This is a genomic window from Bryocella elongata, assembly GCF_900108185.1.
Classification (GTDB): Bacteria; Acidobacteriota; Terriglobia; order Terriglobales; family Acidobacteriaceae; genus Granulicella; species Granulicella elongata.
In genome coordinates this window covers 336,881-360,097 of the sequence record NZ_FNVA01000003.1, presented here as the reverse complement: position 1 = coordinate 360,097, position 23,217 = coordinate 336,881, and the positions used below count along the sequence as shown (strand labels likewise).

18 protein-coding genes are annotated in these 23,217 nt (G+C 63.3%); 3 read left to right on the top strand and 15 right to left on the bottom strand.

All coding sequences use genetic code 11. The features are described 5' to 3' along the window. Positions 1-164: 164 nt before the first annotated feature. The 5 genes from C4S68_RS10650 to C4S68_RS10630 all read right to left on the bottom strand — a co-directional run bounded on the left by C4S68_RS10650 (position 165) and on the right by C4S68_RS10630 (position 8,072). Positions 165-974: a DUF3037 domain-containing protein gene (locus C4S68_RS10650; RefSeq protein WP_103933302.1), complete on the bottom strand. Its 810-nt coding sequence runs from the start codon at positions 972-974 to the stop codon at positions 165-167. 108 nt (positions 975-1,082) lie between these two features. Next, positions 1,083-1,949, bottom strand: a complete 867-nt coding sequence (locus C4S68_RS10645; protein WP_235011515.1) for a HipA family kinase — start codon at positions 1,947-1,949, stop codon at positions 1,083-1,085. A 170-nt stretch (positions 1,950-2,119) separates the two neighbouring features. Continuing rightward, the gene (locus tag C4S68_RS10640) at positions 2,120-3,487 is read right to left on the bottom strand and encodes a terminase (RefSeq protein WP_235011514.1); all 1,368 of its coding nucleotides are present in this window, start codon (positions 3,485-3,487) and stop codon (positions 2,120-2,122) included. Between the two features lie 233 nt (positions 3,488-3,720). Next, on the bottom strand, positions 3,721-7,749 hold the full coding sequence (locus C4S68_RS10635) for a hypothetical protein (protein ID WP_146072104.1): 4,029 nt from the start codon (positions 7,747-7,749) through the stop codon (positions 3,721-3,723). A gap of 134 nt (positions 7,750-7,883) precedes the next feature. Continuing rightward, complete coding sequence (locus tag C4S68_RS10630) at positions 7,884-8,072, bottom strand: hypothetical protein (protein WP_103933035.1); 189 nt, start codon at positions 8,070-8,072, stop codon at positions 7,884-7,886. A 227-nt stretch (positions 8,073-8,299) separates the two neighbouring features. Between C4S68_RS10630 and C4S68_RS10625 the strand changes: the two genes are divergently transcribed. Both C4S68_RS10625 and C4S68_RS10620 read left to right on the top strand, forming a co-directional pair. Next, positions 8,300-8,524 (top strand): hypothetical protein, encoded by a 225-nt coding sequence (locus C4S68_RS10625; protein WP_103933034.1) that lies wholly within the window; start codon positions 8,300-8,302, stop codon positions 8,522-8,524. A gap of 2 nt (positions 8,525-8,526) precedes the next feature. After that, entirely contained in the window at positions 8,527-9,573 is a 1,047-nt protein-coding gene (locus tag C4S68_RS10620; RefSeq protein WP_103933033.1) for a Gfo/Idh/MocA family protein, read from the top strand. 181 nt (positions 9,574-9,754) lie between these two features. On the opposite strand, the gene C4S68_RS10615 is transcribed toward C4S68_RS10620, so the two are convergent. From C4S68_RS10615 to mltG, 4 genes are all read right to left on the bottom strand, one after another. Continuing rightward, positions 9,755-10,642 carry a DUF4292 domain-containing protein gene (locus tag C4S68_RS10615; protein WP_103933032.1) on the bottom strand — a complete coding sequence of 296 codons (888 nt, stop codon included), beginning with the start codon at positions 10,640-10,642 and terminating at the stop codon, positions 9,755-9,757. A 107-nt stretch (positions 10,643-10,749) separates the two neighbouring features. Continuing rightward, positions 10,750-10,941 (bottom strand): hypothetical protein, encoded by a 192-nt coding sequence (locus tag C4S68_RS10610; RefSeq protein ID WP_103933031.1) that lies wholly within the window; start codon positions 10,939-10,941, stop codon positions 10,750-10,752. 241 nt (positions 10,942-11,182) lie between these two features. Then, a complete protein-coding gene (locus C4S68_RS10605) occupies positions 11,183-11,746 on the bottom strand; it encodes a sigma-70 RNA polymerase sigma factor region 4 domain-containing protein (protein ID WP_103933030.1) in 564 nt (187 codons plus the stop codon). A gap of 788 nt (positions 11,747-12,534) precedes the next feature. Further along, positions 12,535-13,524 (bottom strand): endolytic transglycosylase MltG, encoded by a 990-nt coding sequence (gene mltG / locus C4S68_RS10600; RefSeq protein WP_103933029.1) that lies wholly within the window; start codon positions 13,522-13,524, stop codon positions 12,535-12,537. Positions 13,525-13,748: 224 nt separating this feature from the next. Between mltG and C4S68_RS10595 the strand changes: the two genes are divergently transcribed. Further along, positions 13,749-15,116 carry a glycerate kinase type-2 family protein gene (locus tag C4S68_RS10595; RefSeq protein ID WP_160115099.1) on the top strand — a complete coding sequence of 456 codons (1,368 nt, stop codon included), beginning with the start codon at positions 13,749-13,751 and terminating at the stop codon, positions 15,114-15,116. Between the two features lie 37 nt (positions 15,117-15,153). Here C4S68_RS10595 and C4S68_RS10590 read toward each other — a convergent pair whose 3' ends face one another. The 6 genes from C4S68_RS10590 to C4S68_RS10565 form a co-directional block, all read right to left on the bottom strand. Continuing rightward, positions 15,154-16,827: a M48 family metalloprotease gene (locus C4S68_RS10590; protein WP_103933027.1), complete on the bottom strand. Its 1,674-nt coding sequence runs from the start codon at positions 16,825-16,827 to the stop codon at positions 15,154-15,156. Positions 16,828-17,019: 192 nt separating this feature from the next. Further along, positions 17,020-18,246 (bottom strand): threonine ammonia-lyase, encoded by a 1,227-nt coding sequence (locus C4S68_RS10585; protein WP_103933026.1) that lies wholly within the window; start codon positions 18,244-18,246, stop codon positions 17,020-17,022. Positions 18,247-18,379: 133 nt separating this feature from the next. Beyond that, the gene (locus C4S68_RS10580; RefSeq protein ID WP_235011513.1) at positions 18,380-19,612 is read right to left on the bottom strand and encodes a DUF2264 domain-containing protein; all 1,233 of its coding nucleotides are present in this window, start codon (positions 19,610-19,612) and stop codon (positions 18,380-18,382) included. A 96-nt stretch (positions 19,613-19,708) separates the two neighbouring features. After that, on the bottom strand, positions 19,709-20,854 hold the full coding sequence (locus tag C4S68_RS10575) for a D-alanine--D-alanine ligase family protein (RefSeq protein WP_103933024.1): 1,146 nt from the start codon (positions 20,852-20,854) through the stop codon (positions 19,709-19,711). 315 nt (positions 20,855-21,169) lie between these two features. Beyond that, complete coding sequence (gene ychF / locus C4S68_RS10570) at positions 21,170-22,270, bottom strand: redox-regulated ATPase YchF (RefSeq protein ID WP_103933023.1); 1,101 nt, start codon at positions 22,268-22,270, stop codon at positions 21,170-21,172. 100 nt (positions 22,271-22,370) lie between these two features. After that, positions 22,371-23,111, bottom strand: coding sequence for an MgtC/SapB family protein (locus C4S68_RS10565; protein ID WP_200821526.1), 741 nt, complete (start codon positions 23,109-23,111; stop codon positions 22,371-22,373). Positions 23,112-23,217: the final 106 nt, after the last annotated feature.

Here is a 23,217-nt window from a genome sequence, read left to right as displayed (position 1 = left end):
CGTTGCCCGTTGCCCGTTGCCCGTTGCCCGTTGCCCGTTGCCCAACAGAGCTGAAACCAGCAACCTCACCCCTGCCAACCTGGAGACCTCGCCCCTCTACAGCCCCTGTTCTCCAGCACCTTGCAAGCTGCGAAGCATGAGCCAGAACCCGCCACCCGCAGAGCCTATACCCGCAGCTCCCGCCGCGCCGTCGCCGCAATCCTCTCCAGGTCCCCTACCGTCATCACCCGGATCGACTCACGCTCCATCGCCCGCACCCCAAAGCGGTACTGCTCCTCATCGCCCACCACCGAAATCGGCTCCACAATCGCCGTCAACTCCATCTCCAGCAGCTCAGTCCGCTTGACTCCCTCTCGCAACGCTTCTGCGGAGTAAGCCAGCCCCTTCGCCCCTTCCACATCCGCATCCAGTGACACCGCCTGGAACATCTTCACCACGCCGTTCCTGTAACCGCAGTCCAGCCTGAGCGGGTCTCCGGCCTGCGTATAGTCCGCCGCGCGAATCCGCTTCCGCATCAGCCGCCAAACGCCCGCCCGCTCGAACTGCTCGCGCATCTGCCCTACGATCGCGGCTCGTCCCGACAACCTTCGCGCCCGCTCCGCAACCTTCAGCGGCTCCACATACAAGCGCATCAAGGCATCCATCTCGGCCGGCAAGCTCTCCGCGAGCGTCCCTCGCATCTCGCTCATCTGCACGCTGTTCGAAAGCGAGTCCTCCAGCACCGTCAGCACCGGCTTCACTGCTCCAACATCCCCGCCGCGGAGCCGCTCGGCAATCTCCGTCTCCAGCGATTCCAGCATCTCCACATCGGCTCCGGGATCCAGGCATCGCACGCGGCTCCAGTCACGCGTGAAACGCACCTCCGCGATCGCGTCTTCACCCCGCAGCACCACGCCGATGTTCGTGAATTCGCCCTTCACCACATCCGGCACATACCGGATCAGGGCAAACTCGCACCGCAGCCGCTCCGCCAAATCCCGCCTCCACATCCCTACTCTGCAACTTGCCCGCCAAACCGAACCATCGCCGCTCTCAGCCAGGCCCCGCAACCCAGTTTCACTGTTCTCGCGGATTCTTCGACATCACATCAAAAGTCGCGGCCCCGCACTCTGCTGCACGACACGCCCCGCTCTCACTTCGGCACTTGTCCTTCCCCAATACGGAAACGGCTCCCGATCCGACACCCGAAACGCCTCCACCAGCTCCCGCACCCGGCTGCGCCGCTTCAACAGCATCTCCACCAGCCGTTCTATCTCACCGACGTCCCCGCCATACCACTCCGGCGGCACCATCTCCGCAATCTCCCACAGCTTCTCGCCCGCAAATCCTTCGATCGCAGCCACCCACGGCTCAAAGCTCTCCCAGCCGCGCACGCCCGCGTACACCAGGTTCCGCGCATATACCCCACGCAGCGGCGAATCTGGAAACGTCCACTCCCCCGCATTGAAGCAAAATCCCTGGTCGATGAACACCGCGCGGTACCTGCGCTCCCGCACCCGCCTCTCAAAGACCGCCTGTCGCCCGTTGCAGTTCCCCGTCCACTTGTCCACCAGCAACATGCCGGCAAACTCGCCCAGATTTCTCACCTCGGTCAGCTGCGACTCCGGCAAATAGTCGACCACCTGCCCCGGCATGAGCCCACCCACAAACTGGCTCCCGAACTGCAGCCCCGCCGAGCAGCTCTCCCACGCCCCGCGAGCACCCTGCACTCTCAGCTGCGGACTCTTCTCCACCAGCCACGGGCTCACCTCGACCACCTCGGTCTTCGGCACACTCAAGCCCAGGACCTCCGCAATCCGTGTCGCCAGCAACTCGTTCGCCAGCACCCGCACATGCTGCGGATTGTTCTGGAACTTCACCACCCACAGCAGACCGTCGTCGCACAGCATCAACTGACTCTGCGCCCCGCCCCGCATCCGCTGCACTGCCTGCACCGCCGTCAGCGCCAATCCCCGCCCTCACCTTCTCAACATGGGCTCTACTGGCGACGAGTCTAACCCATCCCTCTCCCGCAACTGCATCTGGCCCCGGAACCCGCGACCCGCAGCCCGGAACCCGCCACAACCTTCCTCCCGCTGTCGGCGGAACCGGCGGCGCGAGGCCCTGCCCTGCACAACACCTACCGAGCAGCGCTGATCAACTCTTCCCGCACCGTCTGCGCGATCCCCATCGCCATCACCAGGTCATCATGGGATCCCGCAGCCGCACCGTACCGGCCACCAGTCCCCGCTGTAAACGTCCGGCACTCCTCCAACAGCCTCCTGCTCAGGAACCTCTCGGCCGACTCCTCCAACAGTACCCTCATACGCGCAATCATCTCGGGCCGCGTCGCAGCGCTCGTCAGCCACCCAGCCTGCCCACCGCTCTCATACACCCGCGCATATCGCTCCCTGGTCTCCAGATACGCAAGCACCGCACTCCCATGGTTATTTCGCTCCACAACCACCACCGCACCACCGTATTCCCTCGCTAGGTCCGCAGCGACCCTCGCCGTCTCGGCCGGTCCCAGCCGTTCGCGCAGCTCCGCACATTGCAGCCCCGTGCTCCGCTCGATCACCTGCACCGCGGAGAAGTCCCCGTGGACTCCGCCACCAGCCGTGTCCACCGCAACGATGTACTCACGCCTCGGCATCGCGGGCAGAAACACCCACAGCGCTCCGCCTCGTCTCCGCTCACGTGGCTCTTGCACTTCACCCAATCGGCTCTCCAACGCGGCCACATCGAAGCAGCAGTGATCACTTGCCCGAAAGCAGCTCACCGCGTCCTCTGCATACTCCTGCGATCGCAGCACCCCGAAGCTCTTCTCCAGCCCCCTCCGGTACCCGATCTGCGCTCCGCTCAACCCAAACATCGTCACAAGCGCGAGCTCCTCATCCCGCATCGCTGCCCGCTCAACCTCAGGTCCCACATATCGCTCCTCCATCCACCACGGGAAGAAGTGCCGCACAACGTCCCCGACGGCTCCGCATTCATCTACCCCCGACATCCACTCCTCATAGAACGCCCCGTACGCTCCATTCGGCGTGCTCTCCAGCACCATCTCTCCATCCGGAGCCAGTGCCGCCCTCAGCCCCGCCAATGTGCCCACCGCGTCTCCCGGCCACCGGCTCACCTCGCTGCACAGCAGGTTCGTGAGACTCACACCTCTTCCCGCATTCGAGTCGCTTGCACTGCCCACGCACATCTCGCTGTCCAGCTCCGGAAACACCATCCGGCCGGCGCTTGCGTGGCTCCGGCGCAGCGGACCTTCGCGCAGGTCCTCGGGAAGCCCCTCCCACATCCGGTGTACCGTCTTGAAGATGGCTTCCGCTGCGTCCCTGTTCTGCGCGACCACCATCGTCAAAGACCCCGGCCGTGTCACCGTGCGCAGGAAGAACCTCCCCGCAATCCACGTCGTGACTCCCATCTGCCGGGCCTTCAGCACAATGTTCTGCCGCCCGCGCCGCTCTTCGAAGCTCCGCTGCGCTGCATTGGCACGCAATCGCATGAGCTCGCCGGATCTTCCTCGCACCAGCAGCCAGCGCTCCGCAATTCGGATCAGCGCCCTGGGCCCTTGTTCGATCCTCTTCCCAAGCGCGACGAGCGCCTCTAACTCCGTTCGAGGCTTCCTCCGCGCTCTGCTTCTCAGACCCGGCGCGACGCGTTCGCCGACCTCTGCGCCCGCGCCGCCTCCAGCCTTCTCCTCCGGACCGTCTGGCATCTCCCTTGCTTCCCACTCGTCTAGTGCGTCACCCACGTGTACGTGCCCGACTGGTTCTGGCACACCTGTAAGCTCCCGTTCACCGACGCCGAGCCCTTCGTGTACCAGAACTCCCCTTCGATTGCCGTCGCGCACGTCGGCTTCGTCCCTGAAGGCGTTTGAATCAGTGCTCCTTGCTGGGTGAAAGCCGCAACAAGCCCGGTCGAATTCTTCAGATCCAACACATCGCCTGTGCTCGACGAACTCCCATTGGTCACCGTCAGGGCTGCGTAACCATCCGCAGCGTTCCGTGAAGCCGTCATCGAGGTCCCGGAGGCGCCCTGGGCAAACTGGCCGTAGATGCTGCTGTTCGACGAAATCAGAGAATTGAATTGAATCGCAGATCCCGCAATACCCGAGACAAACGACCACGACTCGGCGCCCAGAGACTCGTTTGTGCTCGTATAGATCACGCGGCCACCGCTTGTCGTGTTCACGGAACAATCGGCCATCCCGCTGTATTTGCCGGTGACACCCGCATACACCCGCGTCACGAAGCATCCATACCCGGCCGGAATACCCGTCGTCGCGAGGTCTGAAAGGGTGCTGGCCGCATTGGTCGAAGTCACAAATACCAGGCGAGACGCAGTGGTGCTCGCTGCATCCGTCAAGGCAAGCTGCGTACCGTTCGACAAGATCGGCACACCGCTGTTGACCGCCGTCCCGCTCGTGCTCCACGCGCCGAGCGACTCGATCGTTGGTGCCGGAACCGCCACGCCATTGATCCTGCCGCATGTGACCGCATTCGATCCATTCGTCGTACAGTCTCCACTGAGCTCCGCCGCCGAGAAGGGACTGCCTCCGCGAAGAATTCCGCTAAGCGTCGACCCCGTTCCACTGCCACCCTGCGCCACAGCCATCACGCCCGAATTCACCTCGCTCGCCGCGATGCTCTTGTTCGTTAGTGTCTGTGTATCGCTCACTCCCACCAGAGCGCTCGCCGGGGCCGTCAGCGAAGCTCCCCATGCGCTCCCGCCCGCGTACACCGCGATCCCCGCAGCACTCGGCCACGTCATGCTGCCACCGGTACCCGTCGGTACCGTCCAACTTCCATCCTCGCGAAGGTACCGCGTCGATCCTGCAGTCGCACCCGGATCCGGCACCGCACCTACTGCGTGGCTCGATCCGCTTGGCCCAAACACCGGGAGTCGCGCCGCCGCTATCGTTCCACTCGTAATCGAACCCGCGCCAAGACTTCCCGTCAGCGTCGTCGCATTCACTGTGTTCGCATTGAGGGTCGTCGCATTCAGCGTCGGAACCGTCATGCTCGCCGGGCTCATCGTGTACAACTGCCCCGCCAGGTTCCACTGCAGAGTGTCCGACTGCGGCGAGTAGTACAGCAGATCCCTGCCCACCTGCGACTGCAGGTCCATCAGTGCATAGGTCGAGTCCCACCGGTTGCACCCATGCAGGTTGCAGTTCACCTTCAGCACATCCGTCGTACCCGCAATCAACTCGAAGTCGTTGCTCCACACACCCGACACGTTGAAGGCATCGTCCGGCGGTAGATGCGTTCCTCCACCACCCAGGTAAGCGCTCGCCGGAGCCCCATTCGTGATCTCCCAGCCGCGCACGCCCGGGCCCACCGTACCTCCGTAGAACTTGCCCGCACTCGAGTACTGGAGCGGCTTCGGCACGTACTGCGTGATGATCTCGGTATCCGGAGCCACCAGTTGTTGATAGTAGTGTGGCTCCTCCACTGCATCGCCCGATGCCCACGGCGCCGTATTCGGTCCCAGCGTAAGCAACCCATCGACAGCATTCGCCGCGGGATCCAGTACGCTCACCACCTCGGCCATCGGATACAGAACAAATCCACCGTTCTGCACGACCACCGTCCCACCTGTCGTCGTGCTGTTCGCCCCGACATTCGCATACGTGAACGTATTCGGCCCCGTCGTCGTCACAACATAGCTGCCGTTGTAGCTCGAGTCCGTTGCTCCACTCACCGTCAGCGTCAATCCGTTCACATCTACCGGAAGGTTTCCCGCCGTCGTCGCCGTCACCACGTTCGCATTCCGCACCAGCGTCGTCAGCGTCCCCGTGTAGTTCACGTACCCGCTCGTCGAGTACGAGATAGCCGAAGTCGAGCTGCCCACAATCGGCGTGTTCCCATCCGCGTAGTACAAACTCGTCGCATTGATCGACCCAACCACAGGAAACAGCTGCCGAATCCCATTCACCGTGTCGGCGGTCTGCTCCAGGCCATAGCCGCACAGCCCACCCACGGCCAGCACCGCCCCTGTGTTGTGAACCTTCGCCAGCGTAAGCTGCACATGCGTGCCGTCCACCACGCTGTAGTTGGCCATCTCGAAGTTTGGAAACTCCTGGCCGTTGTGCACCACATCCGCCACGCACGTCACGCCACTGCTCGCCACTGCCGCCGTATTGGTCGCAAACCCGCTCGGCACACCCGTGGTCGCGATACTCAACGTCACAGTCCCCGGAGCCAGGTTCCGCACCTGCGACGTAGCAGCCTGCGACGTCTGCAGAAATGTGCTCACCGGAAAGCTCGTCCCGCTGAACGTCGCGATCCCCAGGATCGTCTTGCTTCCCGAAACAATCTGCCCCGTCGTGATCGTCTTCGACGCATTCTTGTCGATCAGGAAGCGCCCGTCGCCCTCTGTTCCCCCTCCGGTCGCGGCCTGCACCTGCACGCTCGTCGAGCCCGTCGTGCAGCCCGTCTGGCACGTGCCCGTGAAGACATTTGTATCCTCTTCCACCTGCAGATCGAACGGGTGCGTCCCCTCGTCGGCCTCGTCCCTGTATCCGCCCGACGATAAGATAAATTGCCCACCCGCAAGGCAATCGCCCACGCTGTAGCAGCTCATCTCGTTGCCCGACTGCACATGCTGGCCCTGCGTATTGTACACACCCGTCAACTTCAGCACGCCATACGTGCTCTTGAAGTACGGCGGTGTCTCAACATCCTGCGGAGACTGATTCGACCCTCCGGAGATCGCAATGTTGCTCAACACAACATTGCGCGCGTCCATACCCACCGCACCCGGCCGCAGCACCTGGAACTGCGGCGCCGAAAGCGTCTCCAGCTCCACTCCGCTCGTCGCCGCCACCTCGTTCGATCCCACCGGGAGCGGGTTCAGCGATGTCTGCGCCGTCGCACCCTGACGGTGATCAATCACCTGCGTCTCAGACGCAAACACGCTCGCACTCGGTATCTCACCGCTCGCATACGTCGGCTCCACCTCTACCGTGCAGCCGCCAGTGCAGTTCGAGCTCCCCAGCGCGTTCGCAATCCCGTTGTTCCCACCGCCGTTCACATACTGACTCGCATACAGCTCGCCGTTCAGATCGTTCACCTGGAGCTGCGTGCCCGCAGGCTGCGTCACCACCTGCGTCGCCGCAGGCAACACGCTGACCTTCTGCCCCAGCCCTGCAGCCAGCGCCCCGACGTTCTCATCCACGTAGTTCTTGTCCGCTGCCTGGTTCGCGCTCACAGGATCCGCCGGCAACACCAGCGGCCCCGTCATGGCATCCCCCGCCTTCAGCACATACGGCGAGGAATCCGCTGGCGTACCCGTCAATGCCGCAGCCACGGCGTTGTCTACATAGGCCTTCGACACCGTCTGCATCGCCACAGTCGTCGGCAGCACGCTGTTTGAGATAGCAGCCAGCTTCGCCGGCCCCGCGCCCGCAACCGCATAAGGCACCACCCAGTACTGTCTGCTGGTCGACCCATCATTCAGGTGAAAGATCGCTGTGTAGTAGTTCCCCATCGGCGTCGAATTCGCATTCGGCACCAGCGACACACTCAACAGCCCCGCCGCACTCAGCGTCACCGTCGTCGATCCCGCCGCCACCGCCGTCCCGCCGGTCGTCGTAAACGCTCCCCAGCTGATCGATACCGTCCCGCTCGCCGGCGTTCCATCCGCCCGATACACCGTGTCCTGCACCGTCGTCGCAGGAGCCTGCGCAATAGCGGCCAACGTACCCGCCATCCACACCAGCACAAGCCCCACGAGCGTCAAACCTCGCACCACTGCCCTCATCACCCCTCCAGGCTCAAGCTAGGCCTCCCACATCAGCCCGCTCCAACAAAAAAAGGGACAGGCCAAAGCCCATCCCCACCCCGAAAACCACACTCAACTCAAAGTCCAGCCTCTTACTGGGCACCCATCGCCACCTAAGTCGTCGGCGCACTCGCAGCCGCCGTCTTCGGAGCCACTGCACTCAGCAGCACCGAATTGACGGCCTGCGCCAGCTGCACAAAATCCGTATCCCCAAAGTGCCCCACCGACACCCCAATGCTGTGCGCCACCGCCAGCCCAATGTTCACGTAACCCAGCACCGTCTGCAGCTCTGTCTTCGTCATCGCTCTCCTCCGTCTCCTTCACTCGAAACTCGAAACTCGAAACTCGAAACTCAATCAACCTTCTTCCCGCAATCCACCACCGCAACCCCTGCCCCCAAGCCGCCCACGCGAAGCGCTCCCCGGGCGAAGCCCGGCTAACGCAAAGCGCTGCTCCTTGCACCCTCATCCACGCACCCGATACCATCGCCTCTAGGCGCAGCTCTACCGCCCGCCCCGAAAGGCAGTCCATGGATTCCAGTTCCAACTCTTCGTTCCGGCGCTCTGAAGACATCGCCCTCGACCTGCTCAAGTTCGTCGCGGGCCACGCCAACCTCACGCGCAGCACCGCGCCCTCCACCGGCTTCGGCGTGCCTTCCTCCACCAAGCCTGAGGACGCAGTCACCCAGATCTTCGAGCTCTACGCCCGCTGCCGCGAAGCCGTCGAGTCTCCCACCCCCGACACAAAGAAGTAGCCTTGCCTGCCACTCGCGTAGCCGTCATCGGTGCCGGCTCCTTCGGCCGCAATCACCTCCGCGTCTACCGCGAGCTCCAGGCCGCGCATCCCGGCCTCGTCGAGCTCGTGGCCGTCGTTGACCCCAGCGAAGCGAACCTCGCTCAGGCCACCGAGCGCTTCGCTATCCCCGGCTACCCCACGCTCGACGCTCTGCTGGCGGCCGACCTCCACCTCGACGCCGCCAGCGTCTGCGTCCCCACCATCCATCACGCCACCGTGGCCGAACAGCTCATCGCCGCCGGCCTCGACGTCCTCATCGAGAAGCCCTTCGCCGCTTCGTTAGCCGAAGCCGACCGCATCCTCTCCTGCGCGCACGAACACGCCCGCATCGTCGCGGTCGGTCACCTTGAGCGCTTCAACCCCGCGGTCGCAGCCACCATCCAGCGCCTCAACCACCCCATGTTCTTCGAGGCTCACCGCCTCAGCATCTTCACCGCACGCTCGCTCGACGTGGACGTCGTCCTGGACCTCATGATCCACGACCTCGACATCGTGCTTGCCCTCACCAACTCCCCGGTGAAGGAAGTCCGCGCCGTCGGCCTGCCCGTCCTCTCTCACAAGGTCGACATCGCCAACGTCCGCGTCGAGTTCGACTCCGGCTGCGTCGCCAACTTCACCGCCAGCCGCATCTCCACCGAGCAGGTCCGCAAGCTCCGCCTCTTCCAGCCTCGCCAGTACCTCTCGCTCGACTTCGCCCGTCAGGAACTACTCACCATCGACGTCGCCGGAGTCACCCCCGAACAACTCGCAATGCTCGCCGCCGGCTCCGCATCTCGCATCTCGCATCTCGCATCTTCCGCTCAACACCCCTCACCCGGCCTGGCCCTGGAGAAACTCGAACTCCAGCGCGCCGAACCCCTCCGCCTCGAACTCGAAGACTTCCTCCAAGCCGTGCGCCACCGTACAGCCCCCCGAGTCCCCGGCGAAGCCGGACGCGCCGCCCTCGCCCTCGCCCTCGAAATCAACCAGCAGATCGCCGCCCACGCCCACCGCGCTGGCCTTCTCTAGCCGCCCGGATCCGCGTCCCCAGTGCTGCAATCCCAGTGCGGCAATCCCAGTCCCTTCTCGCAGCTCACTTCCTCAAAGCTCGAAGCTCAACAGACCCCTTGCCCCCGCCCGCCTGGATACCTTGCGCCTCTACAGCTCATCTCTCGCGTGAGCCCCAAAAGAAAACTGAGAGCCGAAGCCCTCAGTTCATTCGCTGCACCGTCATGCCCGGTTGTATCTTCGGCGGCACGAACTGGTCATCCATAAGTTCGTCGTTGATCGTCAGCTTCGTTACATCGATCTGCAGCGAATACTCGTCCAGCGGCCGGCTGATCGTCACCCGCGCCGGAAACTGTTGGCCGTTGTAGTCCTGGTAGTTCTCATACACAGCCTGCGTCTCCACGCGACCCTTGTCGTCGTAGATGTCCTGTTCGTACGGCAACATCGTCACGCGGCTGATATGGATCACCCTCGTCGGTGAGAGAATGTTCCCCTCTCTCCGCTTCATCACCGTCAGGTCGTAGTCCGGCTCCTGCAGCAGAAACTTTTGCTTCGGCTGCGGCGGTAGCGTCCGCGTCGATTCCGTCAGCGACACAAACTCGTCCGCCTCAATCCCATGAATCAGCAGCGAGTCCAGGAACACCGGCGGCCGCAGATTCTCCATCTTGTTCTCTGACGGCTTCGTCACTACATTCGTCCCGACAATCGCCTTGTTCCGCGGCGGAATGATCATCGTGAACATCTTCCCGTCGCTCACCATGTCCATCGCCCGCGATCCCAGCACAGGAAGCTGCAGAATCACCCGCAGGTCAGCCGGCTGGCGCACAAAGATATACCCGCGAAACGCGGTATACGTCTTGACCTCGCCCTCTTTGCCGCCGCCCGTACTTAGTGTCAGCAGCACCGAAGCGCTCAGCGTCTTCATCGCCGCCGCCCGCTCCGACACCTGCTGCTCCAGCTCCTGCACCGTCGCCGACTTGAACGTCTCCGGTGCCTGAATCTTCTGCACCGTGCGCGTCGTGTGAAAGCACCCGGTCAACCCCAGGGAAACGCCCATCACGGCGACCGGTAATGCCTTGAAATTCCTCATTCAGCCAGACCTTCAGTATATCGACTCCCTACCCACCTCCGGGGATGCACTGATCCGACATAGAAATCCATCGGTCACCCCAAACGTCAGCCTGCAACACCTTCTTCTCAGCCCGTAACATCCTCGCCTTCAAGCTCTCGCAGCAACCGCAACGCGCTTCCTGCATTCCGCTTTCCCGGCTTTGCCGCTCGTTCCAGCAGCTCCGTCGCCAGCTTCATATGCGCCGAGCTCCCCTTCTTCGCGGCCACCACAAACGCGCCCAGGATCTCCTCGAACTCGTTCTCCAGGGTCTCCTGCATCAACGTCCGGCAATCAGATGCCGCAACCTTCTTGCCGCCCGTCCTTGGGCTCGTCGACTCCCCAGACTCCCTCGCCCGCCTCTTCCCTGCCATCCCCACCCCAAATACAAAGAGGGTGGCAGGCCATTAGGCACCACCACCCTCAGCAACAGTTACAGAATACCAGTCCGGCACCAGTGACTATGCCAACGGAATCGAAGCAACAAGTTCCATCCCTTCAGCAGTTTGAGCGGAAGTCCCCCTACCGCTGCCCTTGACACGCTATCAGCGGCTCCAACAGGCGCAGCCTGAGAAACACCGCCGTCAGGTGATCGACCGCCGCACCATACCTCCTGATACAGCTCCGCAGACTCATCCCCATCAGCGACGCCGCCTCGCCCTGCGTGTACTCCTGCAGCGCGATTCGCTTGATCAGCTCCTGCTCCCCGGCATCGAGCTCCGACAGGCACCGCTCCACGTCGTAGCAGAAGATCACCACGTCCTCGAAGCTCTTCACCCGGTAGCTCGTCACATTCCCCCGAAACAACGACCTGCCCAGAAGCGAAGGCACGCGCCCCGCCTCCATCGACATCCGCAGGTAGCGGTGCAACATCGCCTCCGTGTACTTCCGATAGAACGCCAGCTCCGGTTGCGGCACCGTTCGCTCCGCCTCTTCCGTCTCCGCCGCTGCCCATACCCTCGGCAGCGTGGACACCATCCGGCCCGTCGTCCCCTCCATCACAGCCGCGGACTGCCCGCTTTCGACCCCGTTGCAACCCTCGGGCCGTATCGATGCCACCGTCTTCCAGGCCAGCAACTTGCTCATCGCGCACCTCCTGCCACAGCTGCCGGCTTTCGCTTGCTACCCGGCTTGCGCCGCACTCGCGCCGCCGGAAAATCCGAGAGCCACACCGCGCACCCTCGGCAATACACACCATCTGTCGCGGCTCGCGTCCAAAGCGCACCGCAGCCTTCACACACCTTCAATTCCACGCGAAAACGATTCATGGTCTTCTCCACGCACAACCCTTCCTCGGCGGGCCTCGGTGATTTTTCATCGGTCGGAGGGGCCCGCTCATAGGTTCATGCAGCCTTTGCTTCGCTCGCAGTCGGCTCAGTCGCCCGATCCACGGCACAGCAAACGCCGGTTTCTGTCACTTGACCAGGGTCCTTCCCGGGGGAGAAGCGTTACCGGACCCGTGCCACGCAAGTCCTTTCCCAGTTCGAACTGGAATCAGGCGGCCACCCATTTTGGGCGAGACCACCCCATCCACCACCCGGGAAAGTTCTGCGTTTATAGCCGCGCCCCCTACCGCTGTCAACGCGAATCTTGGCCGCATCGCTCGCGCGGCCCATCCATCAAGGAATCACGGAGTTGACTGAAAACATGGAGGTTATGCGTTAACAGTTTCGCCTAATATTCGCCACAGACGAGGCTCAGGGGCTCCTCGGTTCAAATCGGAACGCGCCTCGCCACAATCTCTTGCGCTCAGGCCTTCCACAGCACAAGCATTCCCATTCCGGGAGCTTCCAGCTCCCGCAACTGAAAACCCGGAACCCGAAACTCGACCGTTCCTTGCCTTGGATCGAACCAGCTGGCCTGACAAGCTCTCCCTACCGCTGTCCCGCCGCCTTCCGGTACGCCTCAACGTTATCCGAGTGCTCCTTCAGGCTCTTCGCAAACTTCGTCGCCCCGTTCGCGTCGGCCACAAAGTACAGGTTCTCCGTCTTCGCCGGATGCACCGCAGCCTGCAACGCTGCCAGCCCCGGGTTGCAGATCGGCCCCGGCGGCAGCCCTCCATGCACATAGGTGTTGTAGGGAGAGTCCGCCTTCAACTCGCTCTGGTGGATCACCCCCGTCCACGTCCCCCTCAGCAGCGACGCATAGATCACCGTCGGATCCGTCTGCAGAGGCATCCCTTGCTCTATCCGGTTCTCAAACACGCCCACCACTTCCGGCCGCTCGCTCGCCATGTGAACTTCCTTCTCTGCCAGCGACGCCATCGTCACGGTGCGATTCACATCGCCCTTCAGCCCCAGCCTCTGCGCCTCGACCGTAAACTTCGCCACCATCGTCGACAGCATCAGCAACGGAGTCGCATGCCGGCCAAACTTGTACGTCGCCGGGAACAAATACCCTTCCACCGACTCTGCCTGCGGGCTCCACGGCTTCACCAGCTCGGTGTGCTTTCTCTCCACCGCCAGAAACTCGTCCGCTTTACCCAGCCCCGCGCCCTGCACCGCCGCAGCCACATCGAAGATGTTGTACCCCTCCGGGATCACGACGGTCAGGGTAAACACATCCCCGTGCTCGATCCTCCAGTACACGTCCCACAGGCTGTCCGGGTGATCGAACCGATACTCTCCCGCCTTCAGCGTCTGCCGGCCATGCCGCTCCGTCTCCCAGAGCTTCAGCGCTCCAAAGACCCACGCGCTGCGCACCACGCCCGCCGACTCCATCTGCTTTGCGATCCCCGCCGTCGAGGTCCCCGGCGCGACCTCCACAAACTGCTCGCTCTGCGGCCCAAACGGCATCAACAGCTCAAACGCGCCTATCCCGGCCACCGCCAGCAGCACCAACAGCAGAATCGTCAGCAGCTTCATTCAGACCTCTCGCTCTAAGAATGCCATCGCATTACGAAACATGCCCGACAACAAAGCCAACCGGTAGCGCCCCAGCTTCCCCTCCCTCAATCTCCAGATCCCAAACCCGAAACCCGCAGCTCGCAACCCGAAACTCATTCGGCATCGTTCCCTCTCGCAGTTCCCTCTCGCACTTCGGCACTCAAACGAGGCTCGGCCACACCCAATCTGCTACCCTTCACCCCGTGTCCGACCTCCGCACCTTTGCGCGCACCATCTTCCACCGCGCACTCCAGGCCTGTGATGTCCGCGCCGCCGTCGCACGCGCGATCCGCATCGCTCCGGGCGCCATTACCCTTGCAGACCGGACGCTGCCGCTCGACGAGCTCGACAACATTCTCCTCATCGCAATCGGCAAAGCCGCCGTCCCCATGCACCAGGCCGCACTGTCGGCACTCGGCAGCACGTTTGCCACGACCTCGATCGTCGTCGCTCCTCCCGCCACACTCCCCCGCGAAGCCAGCACACGCAACACCCTTTACCTCCCCGGCGACCACCCCACACCCACCACCAACGCCTTCCACGCCGCCCGCGTCATCCTCGACGACCTCGCCCGCGCCACGCCACGCACGCTGGTGCTCTTCCTCATCTCCGGTGGCGCCTCTGCCATGGTCGAGCTCCCACTCTCGCCCGCCATCACCCTCGACGACCTAGCCGCCTTCCACCGCGCCTTAGTCGCCGCCGGCCTTCCCATCGATGCGATGAACGCCCTCCGCAAGCACCTCTCTGCCGTCAAAGGGGGCCGCCTCGCCGCCGCGGCACAACACGCCGCCGCTCACATCACCCTCCTCGCCTCCGACGTCCCACCTGGCCGTGAAGACGTCATCGCCTCCGGCCCAACGCTGCCCGATCCAACCACCCTCGCCGACTGCCGCAAGCTCATCGCCGATCTCGCCTCCCGCCCCAGCGCACCGCCGCTCCCTGCAGCCGTCATCGACGTCTTCTCCTCCAGCAACACCCCCGAAACCCTCAAGCCCGGCGATCCAGCCTTCGCCCACGCTTTGCACTCCACCCTGCTCTCCTCGCGCGACCTTGCTCAGGCCGCCGCCGAAGCCGCCCGCTCCCTGGGCTTCCATACTGAAATCGATCCCATCTCCGAAGGCACCTCTGCAAACCCCGAGTTCGACTATCGCGACGTCGCCACGCACCTGCTCAACCGCAGTGCCGCGCTCGCGACTATCCACCCACTCACCTGCCTCATCAACACTGGAGAGATCGCCGTGCCTCTCGGCTCGAATCCCGGAGAAGGTGGACGCAACCAACAGTTCGCCCTCTACGCCGCAACCGAGCTATCGCGCCGTCGCCAACCCACCACAGTCCTCAGTGCTGGCTCGGATGGCATCGACGGTCACAGCCTCGCCGCTGGAGCCATCTGCGATCAGACGACTGTCGCCCGCGCCAGCTCACTAGGCCTCGATCCTCACGAAGCCCTCGAGCAGTTCAACACCGCTCCCCTGCTCCGCGCGCTCGACGCCCAGATCCTCACCGGCCCCACCGGCAATAACCTACGCGACCTCCGCCTCATCCTGACGTCAGCCTCACAACTCGCCTGAACTCGCGACCCGAAACCCGAAGCCGAATCAAGTCTTTCTAAACCACGTTCAGCAACCAGATCACTCCACCCGCCACGCAAGCTCCTGCCGCCGCAGTCTGAATCCACCGCGAGTAGCTCCGCTCCACCAGCGTCTCGTACTCTACGGGAGCTTCGCTTCCATCCTCGCGCTTGCCGAAGAGCGTAATCATCCCCGAGCCGCTGTTCTTCACCACCTTGGCCTCGACCCGCGCCATCTCCACGTAAGGCTTCAGCCCGCGCCGATACCAGCCCTGCACCGTCACGCGGTTCCCGATCAACCGGTTCACGCTCGTCATAGCGAAGAACAGCCGCCCAAGCGGCACGCTCGAGCGATACAGCAAATACATCATCCCCGAGTCATCCTGCAGCACCAGGTCGGGGCTCCAGAATGCCCCCGGCACACCATTGCCAATCACCTCGCCTTCGATCTGCACCGCCCGCGGCCGCATCTGCGATACCGTCACATCCTCCAGCAGATCCTGTACCTTCGCCGCCTTGAAGCTCCCGTGATACCGGTAAGCAATCCGGACCGCCCACGTCGCGCCCAGCGCAATCACCATCAGCGGTAGTGTCTTCTCCGGAAGATCCAGTGGCAGCTTCCGCCCCACCCACGCATAGCTCAGCAGAAGGAAGCCCAGCGCATACGGCAGCGCCCACACCACGAACTCGATCGGGAAGCCTACCCAGTTCACCTTCCGCGCATCCTCCGGCAACGGATACGCCGGCTCCTGTCCCAGCTTCACCGCTTCCTTGTTCAGCGCCTTCAGGCGCAGCGCCGTAAGCGGATGCGTCGAGTTCAGCTCATACACCTTCGCCCACGGATTCACCAGGTCCCAGCGCATCACCCGCGCGGCCTCGTCAGCGTTGGTAGCCAGCATCAGCGCCTCGCCTCCGCTCGCAGCCGAGATCCCCATCAGCCCCAGCTGCGTCCCCAGTTGCAGGCTCCGCTCCGCGTCCTTCTTCGTGTCCTTGGACGCGCCCTTATCAGCCTTGGCCTCCAGCGCTTCGCTGCGCTCCTTCACCATGCCGTAGGCAATCTTCATCAGCGCCGAGCTCAACGCCGATGGCGTACGCGTCACTTCAGCCGAGAAGTGATCCGCTCCATACTCCCGTGTCCTGCTCAGAAACATCACCAGGAACTGACCCACCCAGTACGAGACATACGCAGCATAGCTCACGATCCGCAGATTACTCACGCTCCGTGTCCACACGTACACCTGGTACAGCAGCAGCGGAGCCAGCGCCCCCAGCGTCATCACCGCAAAATCATAGTGCGCGATGTGCCCCAGCTCATGCGCCAACACCGCATTCGCTTCTTCCTCGCTGCAGATCTTCAGCAAGCCCTCGGTCACCACGATCCGCGCGTCTCGCCGCAACCTGCCGAACGCAAATGCATTCGGAGTGCCGCTATAGATCACGCCCATCCGCGGCACAGGAATCCCGCGCTGCTTACACAGGCTTTCAATGAACTCACGCTGCGCCGCAGGCATGGCGTCTGCACTGAAGTCGATCGAGAACACCCGCTCGATCAACCACGGAGCCGCCACGTACTGCAGCCCGATGAAGGCCACCGCAAACGCGAACCCCACCCAAAGCGGAGCATCGGCATGCAGCAAGGCCAGGTCGGCCACCACGAACACCAGACCGTACAACACCAGCAGAACCGCTAACGTCCGCCCAAGAAATCCCATCGCATACCTCTCGACCGCACCAGGAATCCGTAACTACGTCTGTGCAAGAGAGAATACACGCGCCCTGCGGCGACACAAGCAAATTTGCGCTTACATCTTTCGAAGCGCCGCGATCGCAGGCCCACGAACGCCGAAGCCGCTAACGCAAAGCGCTATCCGCGCAGCGCGCGGCTACCGGCACCGCCGCTGCCCCTACAGCACCCGGCTGTGCCGATATCCCTCGCGCGTCAGCGCTGCAAGCAACTCATCCACCTGCTCGCGCCCACGCGTCTCCATCGTGATATCGATCGTCGTATCTCCCAGGTTCACGCCGTAGTAGGCCCGGTTATACAGCGTATCCACAATGTTCACGCGGTGATTCGCAATGATCTCCGTCAGCTCCAGCAGCGCTCCTGGCTTGTCCAGCAGATGAATCCGCAGCCGGATCATACGCCCATCCTGCACCAGGCCTCGCTCGATGATCCTGCTCAGCAGCGTCACATCGATATTGCCGCCGCACACCAGCACGGCCGTCTTCGTGCCCTTCGGCAGCGACGTCCGCTTCTGCAGCAGTGCAGCCAGCGCCGTAGCGCCAGCACCTTCGGCCAGCGTCTTCTCGCGCTCCAGCAGCGTCAGGATCGCGCTCGCGATCTCATCCTCGTCCACTGTGACGATCTCGTCGACATACTTCGCCACCACCGGATACGTCACGTCACCCGCACGGCGCACCGCAATGCCGTCCGCAATCGTCGTCCCCGGCTCCAGCGTCATCGGGCCATGCCCGCGGACCGCCGCCTGCATCGACGGCAGCCGCGCCGTCTGCACGCCCACCACGCGAATCTTAGGGTTCGACTCCTTCACCGCGCACGCGATGCCGCCAATCAGCCCACCGCCACCGATCGGAACCACAACGGCCTCAAGCCCCTCGACCTGCTCCAGCAGCTCCAGCCCGATCGTGCCCTGCCCCGCCATCACCAGCGGGTCATCGAACGGGTGGATGAACACCATCCCCTGCTCTTTGCAAAGCCGCATTGCTTCGTCGCACGCCGCGTCGTAATTTGCGCCATGCAGCACCACCTCCGCGCCAAACCCGCGCGTCGCCTGCACCTTCACCAGCGGAGTCGTCAGCGGCATCACAATCACCGCACGAATCCCACGCTGCGTCGCGTGATACGCCACGCCCTGCGCATGATTGCCCGCCGAAGCCGCCACCACGCCGCGCGCAGCCTGCTCCGCTGTCAGCGTCGCAATCTTGTTCAGCGCACCGCGCTCCTTGAAGCTGCCCGTCATCTGCAGGTTCTCGAGCTTCAGGTACACATCCTGCCCCGTCAGCCGCGTCAACGTCCGCGAGTGCGCACAGGGCGAGTAATAGATCGATCCGGCCAGCCGCTCGCGCGCCGCAAGCACATCCGCCAGACTCAAAGTCTTTCCGCTGCTCATCCCTCTATGGTAGCTCTCCGGCAACAACATCCGGACTGGCATCTGGCCCTCTGGAATCTGGAAGCTGAACCCCCAACCCAGAACCCGAAACCCATGCCCCGAAACCCGATCACGCGCTCTTCCGCATCAAGCCTTACCCTTCCAGCGCATGGTCTGCGGGAACATCCTCACCCGCCCACACCTTCTGCGATGTCCAGCGCACATCCCCACACGACCAGAACCGATCCGACTCAGCGAGACCAAGCGGCAGAAACACCTCCGAACACAGGTACAGGCTCCCGGTCGAAATGTACGTCTCACCCAGCGCCGGCTGGTGCCCCGCAACCCCGATCGTCAGCCACCCCTTCGCATCGAACGTCCCCGCCGCTCCCAATGTCTTTTCCATGACCGCAGCGAGCCCGCACCGCACCTGCTCCGGGCTCACCCCCTCCGGCAACATCCCCCGCAACGCCGCGTCTGCCAGCAAATGAAACGCCCCACACCGGTACGTCATCGACCGCCCCACCACCGGATACGTTCCATCCGGAGCAATCATCCGCTCCTGGATCGCCGCATACCGCCGCGCCCGCGCTCGTTCGTCCTCGAGCATCGCCGCCCACGCCTTGCTCTCACCCTTCATCTCTTCCAGGACAGCCAGCAGAAACGGATGAATCACGAAGGAGTCGTAGTAGTCCGCGTGATACCGCGGTCCATCGCCGTACACCCCATCGCCGACGTACCAGCTCGCGTGCTCCCGTAGCGCGAACTCCACGCGCACCCGGTCCCACGCTTCGCCCATCGCATGCAGAGCCGCCTCGATACACGCCGCAAACAGCAACCAGTTGTTGAATGGCAGCGAGAACTTACGCGTCGTCCTCAGTGCTTCCGCCAACTGCGCTCTCACCCTCGCTGGCAGCTGCTCCCGCAAGACCGTCGGAGCTCGCAACACCGCCAGCGACAAAAACGCCGCATCCACCACGTTCTGCCCTTCCGCCCCAAACTCCAGCGCATCCGGAGACCCCGCATCCAGCCCCACCCCGAGCCCCGCCTGCGCCATCGCGACGTATCGCGATCGCAGCTCACCCGCGGCGCCCACCGTCGGCCCATGCTCCAGCCACGGCGCGATCCCGCTCAGCAACCGCCCCACCGCTTCGAGGTACGTCGTCCGCCTGCGGCTGGCCTCCATGCCTTTGGCGCACTCCACCGGCATCGTCGCCTTCAGCCTGCCCCGGCTCAACGCATCCAGCACAGGATACGCAACCCGCTCCATCTGCCCCAGCCAACACCCTCGATCATTGCGCGACCCGGCCGAAGAAGTGGCTGCAGCAGGCAAAGCTGCACAAACCACCGCTGGAACCACACCCTTCAGCACCTCACGACGTCGCACAAACTCTCCAAAACTCCGAGATCCGCTATCGGCGAAGCCGCTAACGCGAAGCGCTGCGGGGCGAAAGCCCGCTAACGGCGAAGCCGCTGCCTCAAGCTACTTGCTAAACCGCGTCTGCAGCTTCTCCGCGTGCCGCTCCATCCCCAGCGCAATCAACCGGTCGATAAGCTTCGTATACTTCAACCCGCTCGCGCCCCAAAGCTTCGGGTACATGCTGATCGACGTAAACCCCGGCATGGTGTTCACCTCGTTCAACACAAACTCTGCGGGCTTACCCTTCTTACCCTTCGTCGCCGGCGCCATCAGGAAGTCCACCCGCGCCAACCCAGCCAGATCGCAAGCCTTGAAGGCCTCAATCGCCATCGCGCGGATCTTCTTCTCCTCCGCCTTGGTCAGCTTCGCAGGGATAATCGAAACGCTCTCGTCCGGCCCATCCAGCTCGTACTTGGCCTCGTAGTCGTAGAACTCCTTCGCCGGCACAATCTCACCCACAACGCTCGCCTCGACGACATCGTTGCCCAGCACCGCAATCTCCAGCTCCCGAGGCTTCACCCCCGGGCCGCCAACACCCTGCTCCACCACGATCTTCCGGTCGAAGCCTGCCGCCAGGTCCATCGCCGCATCCAGCTCGCTGCGATCATGCACCTTGCTGATCCCCACCGAGCTGCCCAGGTTCGCCGGCTTCACAAACACCGGGTACACCAGCGTCTTCTCAATCTGCTTGCGAACCTTCCTCGCATCGGCCTTCCACTCCGCGCGCAGCACCGTCACGTGCGGCGTGATCGGGAGCCCCGCAGCCTTGAACAGCCGTTTCATCACGTCCTTGTCCATGCCCGCGGCCGACCCCAGCACACCCGAGCCCACATACGCTATATCGGCCAGCTCAAACAACCCCTGGATCGTCCCATCCTCACCGAACGTGCCATGCAGCACCGGGAAGACGATATCCAGCCCCGTCGTAGCACCCGGCTCCGCCGCAGCCGCAGCAATCGTCAGCCCGCCACCTGCGTTGTCATCCTGAGCGGAGCGAAGGACCTGCTTCTCGTCGGCGGAGCCACCCAGCAACCCCTGCGCCTCCGCCCCCTGCAGCCATCGCCCATCCTTGCCGATGCCCAGCTCCACCACGTCGTACTTCTTCCGGTCGATCGCCTTCAGAATCGACCGCGCCGACCGCAGCGACACCTCATGCTCGCCGCTCTTGCCCCCAAACAACACACCCACCCGTAGCTTCTTCTTCGCCATTCCCACAGCCTACCCCTCCTCCCACACGCATCAACCGAAAACTCAAAACCCGTAACTCGAAGCTCAATCCTGCGCTATTCCGGCTTCAACCAACCCACCATCCTGCTGAAAGCTTTCCGTCTCTGGCTGCAATGATCCCCGCAGCATCTTCTCGTAGCTCTACCCCTCGCAGCCCATAGCTCAACAGAGTTCCTCTCCCGTCCACACCTGGCAACCTCGCCCCTCTACAGCTTTAGCTCTGTCTCCCCAAGTGAAGAAAGGCCCCGCCCGCACAGCGGACGAAGCCCTCTATTCACTACCCTGTACTGTCTGCCCCTACACATTGAACTTGAAGAACAAGATATCCCCGTCCTTCACCACATATTCCTTGCCTTCCGACCGCAGCAGCCCTGCTTCCTTCACCGCCTGCTCACTCCCCAGCCGGAACAGGTCTTCGCACGCGTAGCAGTCCGCTTTGATAAACCCACGCTCGAAGTCCGAGTGGATCACGCCCGCCGCTCCAGGAGCCTTCGTGCCGCGCTTGATCGTCCACGCCCTTACCTCCTGCACGCCCGACGTGAAGTACGTGATCAACCCCAGCAAGCGATACGCCGCATGGATCAACCGGTTCAGCCCCGGCTCCTCCATTCCCAGCTCCGCAAGGAAATCCTTGCGCTCCTCTGGGTCCAGCTGCGAGATCTCCGCCTCCATCGCGCCGCAGATCAGCACCACCTCGCTGCCCTCTTCGGCCGCACGCGCCTTCACCTTCTCCGTGTACGCATTGCCGTTCGCCAGCGACGCATCATCCACGTTCGCCACATACAGCATCGGCTTCATCGTAATCAGAAAAAGGTCCCGCGCCGCGAGCTTCTCGTCGTCCGCCAGCTCCACCACCCGAGCCGGCTTGCCCGCACCCAGCGTCTCGCGCAGCTTCGTGATCGCCGACCACTCGCTCTTCTGCGCCGGCGTCGCGCTCGCGCTCTTGGCAATCTTCTCTGACTTTGCGGCACGCTTCTCCACGGTGTCGAGATCCGCCAGCATCAGCTCCGTGTTGATCACGTCGATGTCGCTCAGCGGGTCCACCTTGCCCGCCACGTGGATCACCTCGTCGTCCGCAAAGCACCGCACCACGTGCAGAATCGCGTCCGTCTGCCGGATGTGCGACAGAAACTGGTTTCCCAGCCCCTCACCCTTGCTCGCGCCCTCCACGATGCCCGCAATGTCCACAAACTCCATCGTCGTCGGCACGATCGAGTTCGGCTTCACCATCGTCACGATGCGGTCCATGCGCGCATCCGGAACAGGCACAATGCCCACGTTCGGATCGATCGTGCAGAACGGATAGTTCGCAGCCTGCGCCTCGGCAGACGTCAACGCGTTAAAGATGGTGGACTTGCCCACATTCGGCAGCCCTACGATTCCACAATTCAATGGCATAGTTCTCTCAAAATTCCTTCATCTCTATTGGAACATGCGGCCAGGGTTCACTGGCATCTGGCCAACTGGAGTCTGGCATCTGATCCCCAGTTCCAAAGCCCTACTCCGCCTCCGGATCCGTTCCCGTTACATCCACCGACTCCACCCAAGGCAGCCGCCTTAGCTCGCTCGCCAGCTCCTGCAGCGCCGCGTTGTCCCCTGCGTGCGACTCCAGCAGAGCCTGAAACAACACCGTTTGGGTCTCCTCGTTCTTCTCGGTTCGCAACGTCGTCAGGACCAGCGAGTGATACTCCACACCCTTCGTCAGCGCTTCCTCCGCTTCCTGCTCATGCCCTTGCTCGCACAGCATCCTCAGCCGGTACAGCACATGAGGATTCAGCGCCGCCAGCGACTTCTGGTCGATATACCGCGACAGCGGCCTCAGCCCCGAGTTGATCCCTATCAGCAAAGCCGTCACGAACACCGCATCCAGCAGCTCACCCGCACCCACACAGGCTCCCACCGCCGCCGAGCACCACAACGTCGCCGCCGTATTCAGCCCCCTCACGTTCGCACCGTCCTTCATGATCGCGCCCGCGCCCAGGAACCCCACTCCCGACACCACGTACGCAATCACCTGCGTTGTGTTCGGCGCGACCGACAACCCAAGGTCCACAAACGTCGCCGCGCCCAGGCAAACCAGCGTGTTCGTTCGCAACCCCGCCGCGCGCTGCCTCCACTGCCGCTCCGCCCCGATGCAAACGCCCAGCGCGAGCGCAATCACCAGCCGAACCACCGTCGCCTGCCGCAAATAGAGCACCGTGTGCTCCACAAACGCACGCGCCGGCGGAAGATCCATCATTACAACTCCAACGATCATCTCTGGAAGCATATCCCGCCCCCATAACGCCGTCGTTTTCAAGAACCCGAAACCCGATGCCCAAAACCCGCGACCCAATCCGCATCCT

Excerpts from the sequence above, each read along its gene's own strand:
- C4S68_RS10640 (WP_235011514.1), bottom strand. The coding sequence starts at position 3,487 with ATGCGATTGCGTGCCAATGCAGCGCAGCGGAGCTTCGAAGAGCGGCGC.
- C4S68_RS10635 (WP_146072104.1), bottom strand. The coding sequence starts at position 7,749 with ATGAGGGCAGTGGTGCGAGGTTTGACGCTCGTGGGGCTTGTGCTGGTG.
- C4S68_RS10630 (WP_103933035.1), bottom strand. The coding sequence starts at position 8,072 with ATGACGAAGACAGAGCTGCAGACGGTGCTGGGTTACGTGAACATTGGG.
- C4S68_RS10625 (WP_103933034.1), top strand. The coding sequence starts at position 8,300 with ATGGATTCCAGTTCCAACTCTTCGTTCCGGCGCTCTGAAGACATCGCC.
- C4S68_RS10615 (WP_103933032.1), bottom strand. The coding sequence starts at position 10,642 with ATGAGGAATTTCAAGGCATTACCGGTCGCCGTGATGGGCGTTTCCCTG.
- C4S68_RS10610 (WP_103933031.1), bottom strand. The coding sequence starts at position 10,941 with ATGCAGGAGACCCTGGAGAACGAGTTCGAGGAGATCCTGGGCGCGTTT.
- C4S68_RS10605 (WP_103933030.1), bottom strand. The coding sequence starts at position 11,746 with ATGAGCAAGTTGCTGGCCTGGAAGACGGTGGCATCGATACGGCCCGAG.
- mltG (WP_103933029.1), bottom strand. The coding sequence starts at position 13,524 with ATGAAGCTGCTGACGATTCTGCTGTTGGTGCTGCTGGCGGTGGCCGGG.
- C4S68_RS10590 (WP_103933027.1), bottom strand. The coding sequence starts at position 16,827 with ATGGGATTTCTTGGGCGGACGTTAGCGGTTCTGCTGGTGTTGTACGGT.
- C4S68_RS10585 (WP_103933026.1), bottom strand. The coding sequence starts at position 18,246 with ATGAGCAGCGGAAAGACTTTGAGTCTGGCGGATGTGCTTGCGGCGCGC.
- C4S68_RS10575 (WP_103933024.1), bottom strand. The coding sequence starts at position 20,854 with ATGGCGAAGAAGAAGCTACGGGTGGGTGTGTTGTTTGGGGGCAAGAGC.
- ychF (WP_103933023.1), bottom strand. The coding sequence starts at position 22,270 with ATGCCATTGAATTGTGGAATCGTAGGGCTGCCGAATGTGGGCAAGTCC.
- C4S68_RS10565 (WP_200821526.1), bottom strand. The coding sequence starts at position 23,111 with ATGATGGATCTTCCGCCGGCGCGTGCGTTTGTGGAGCACACGGTGCTC.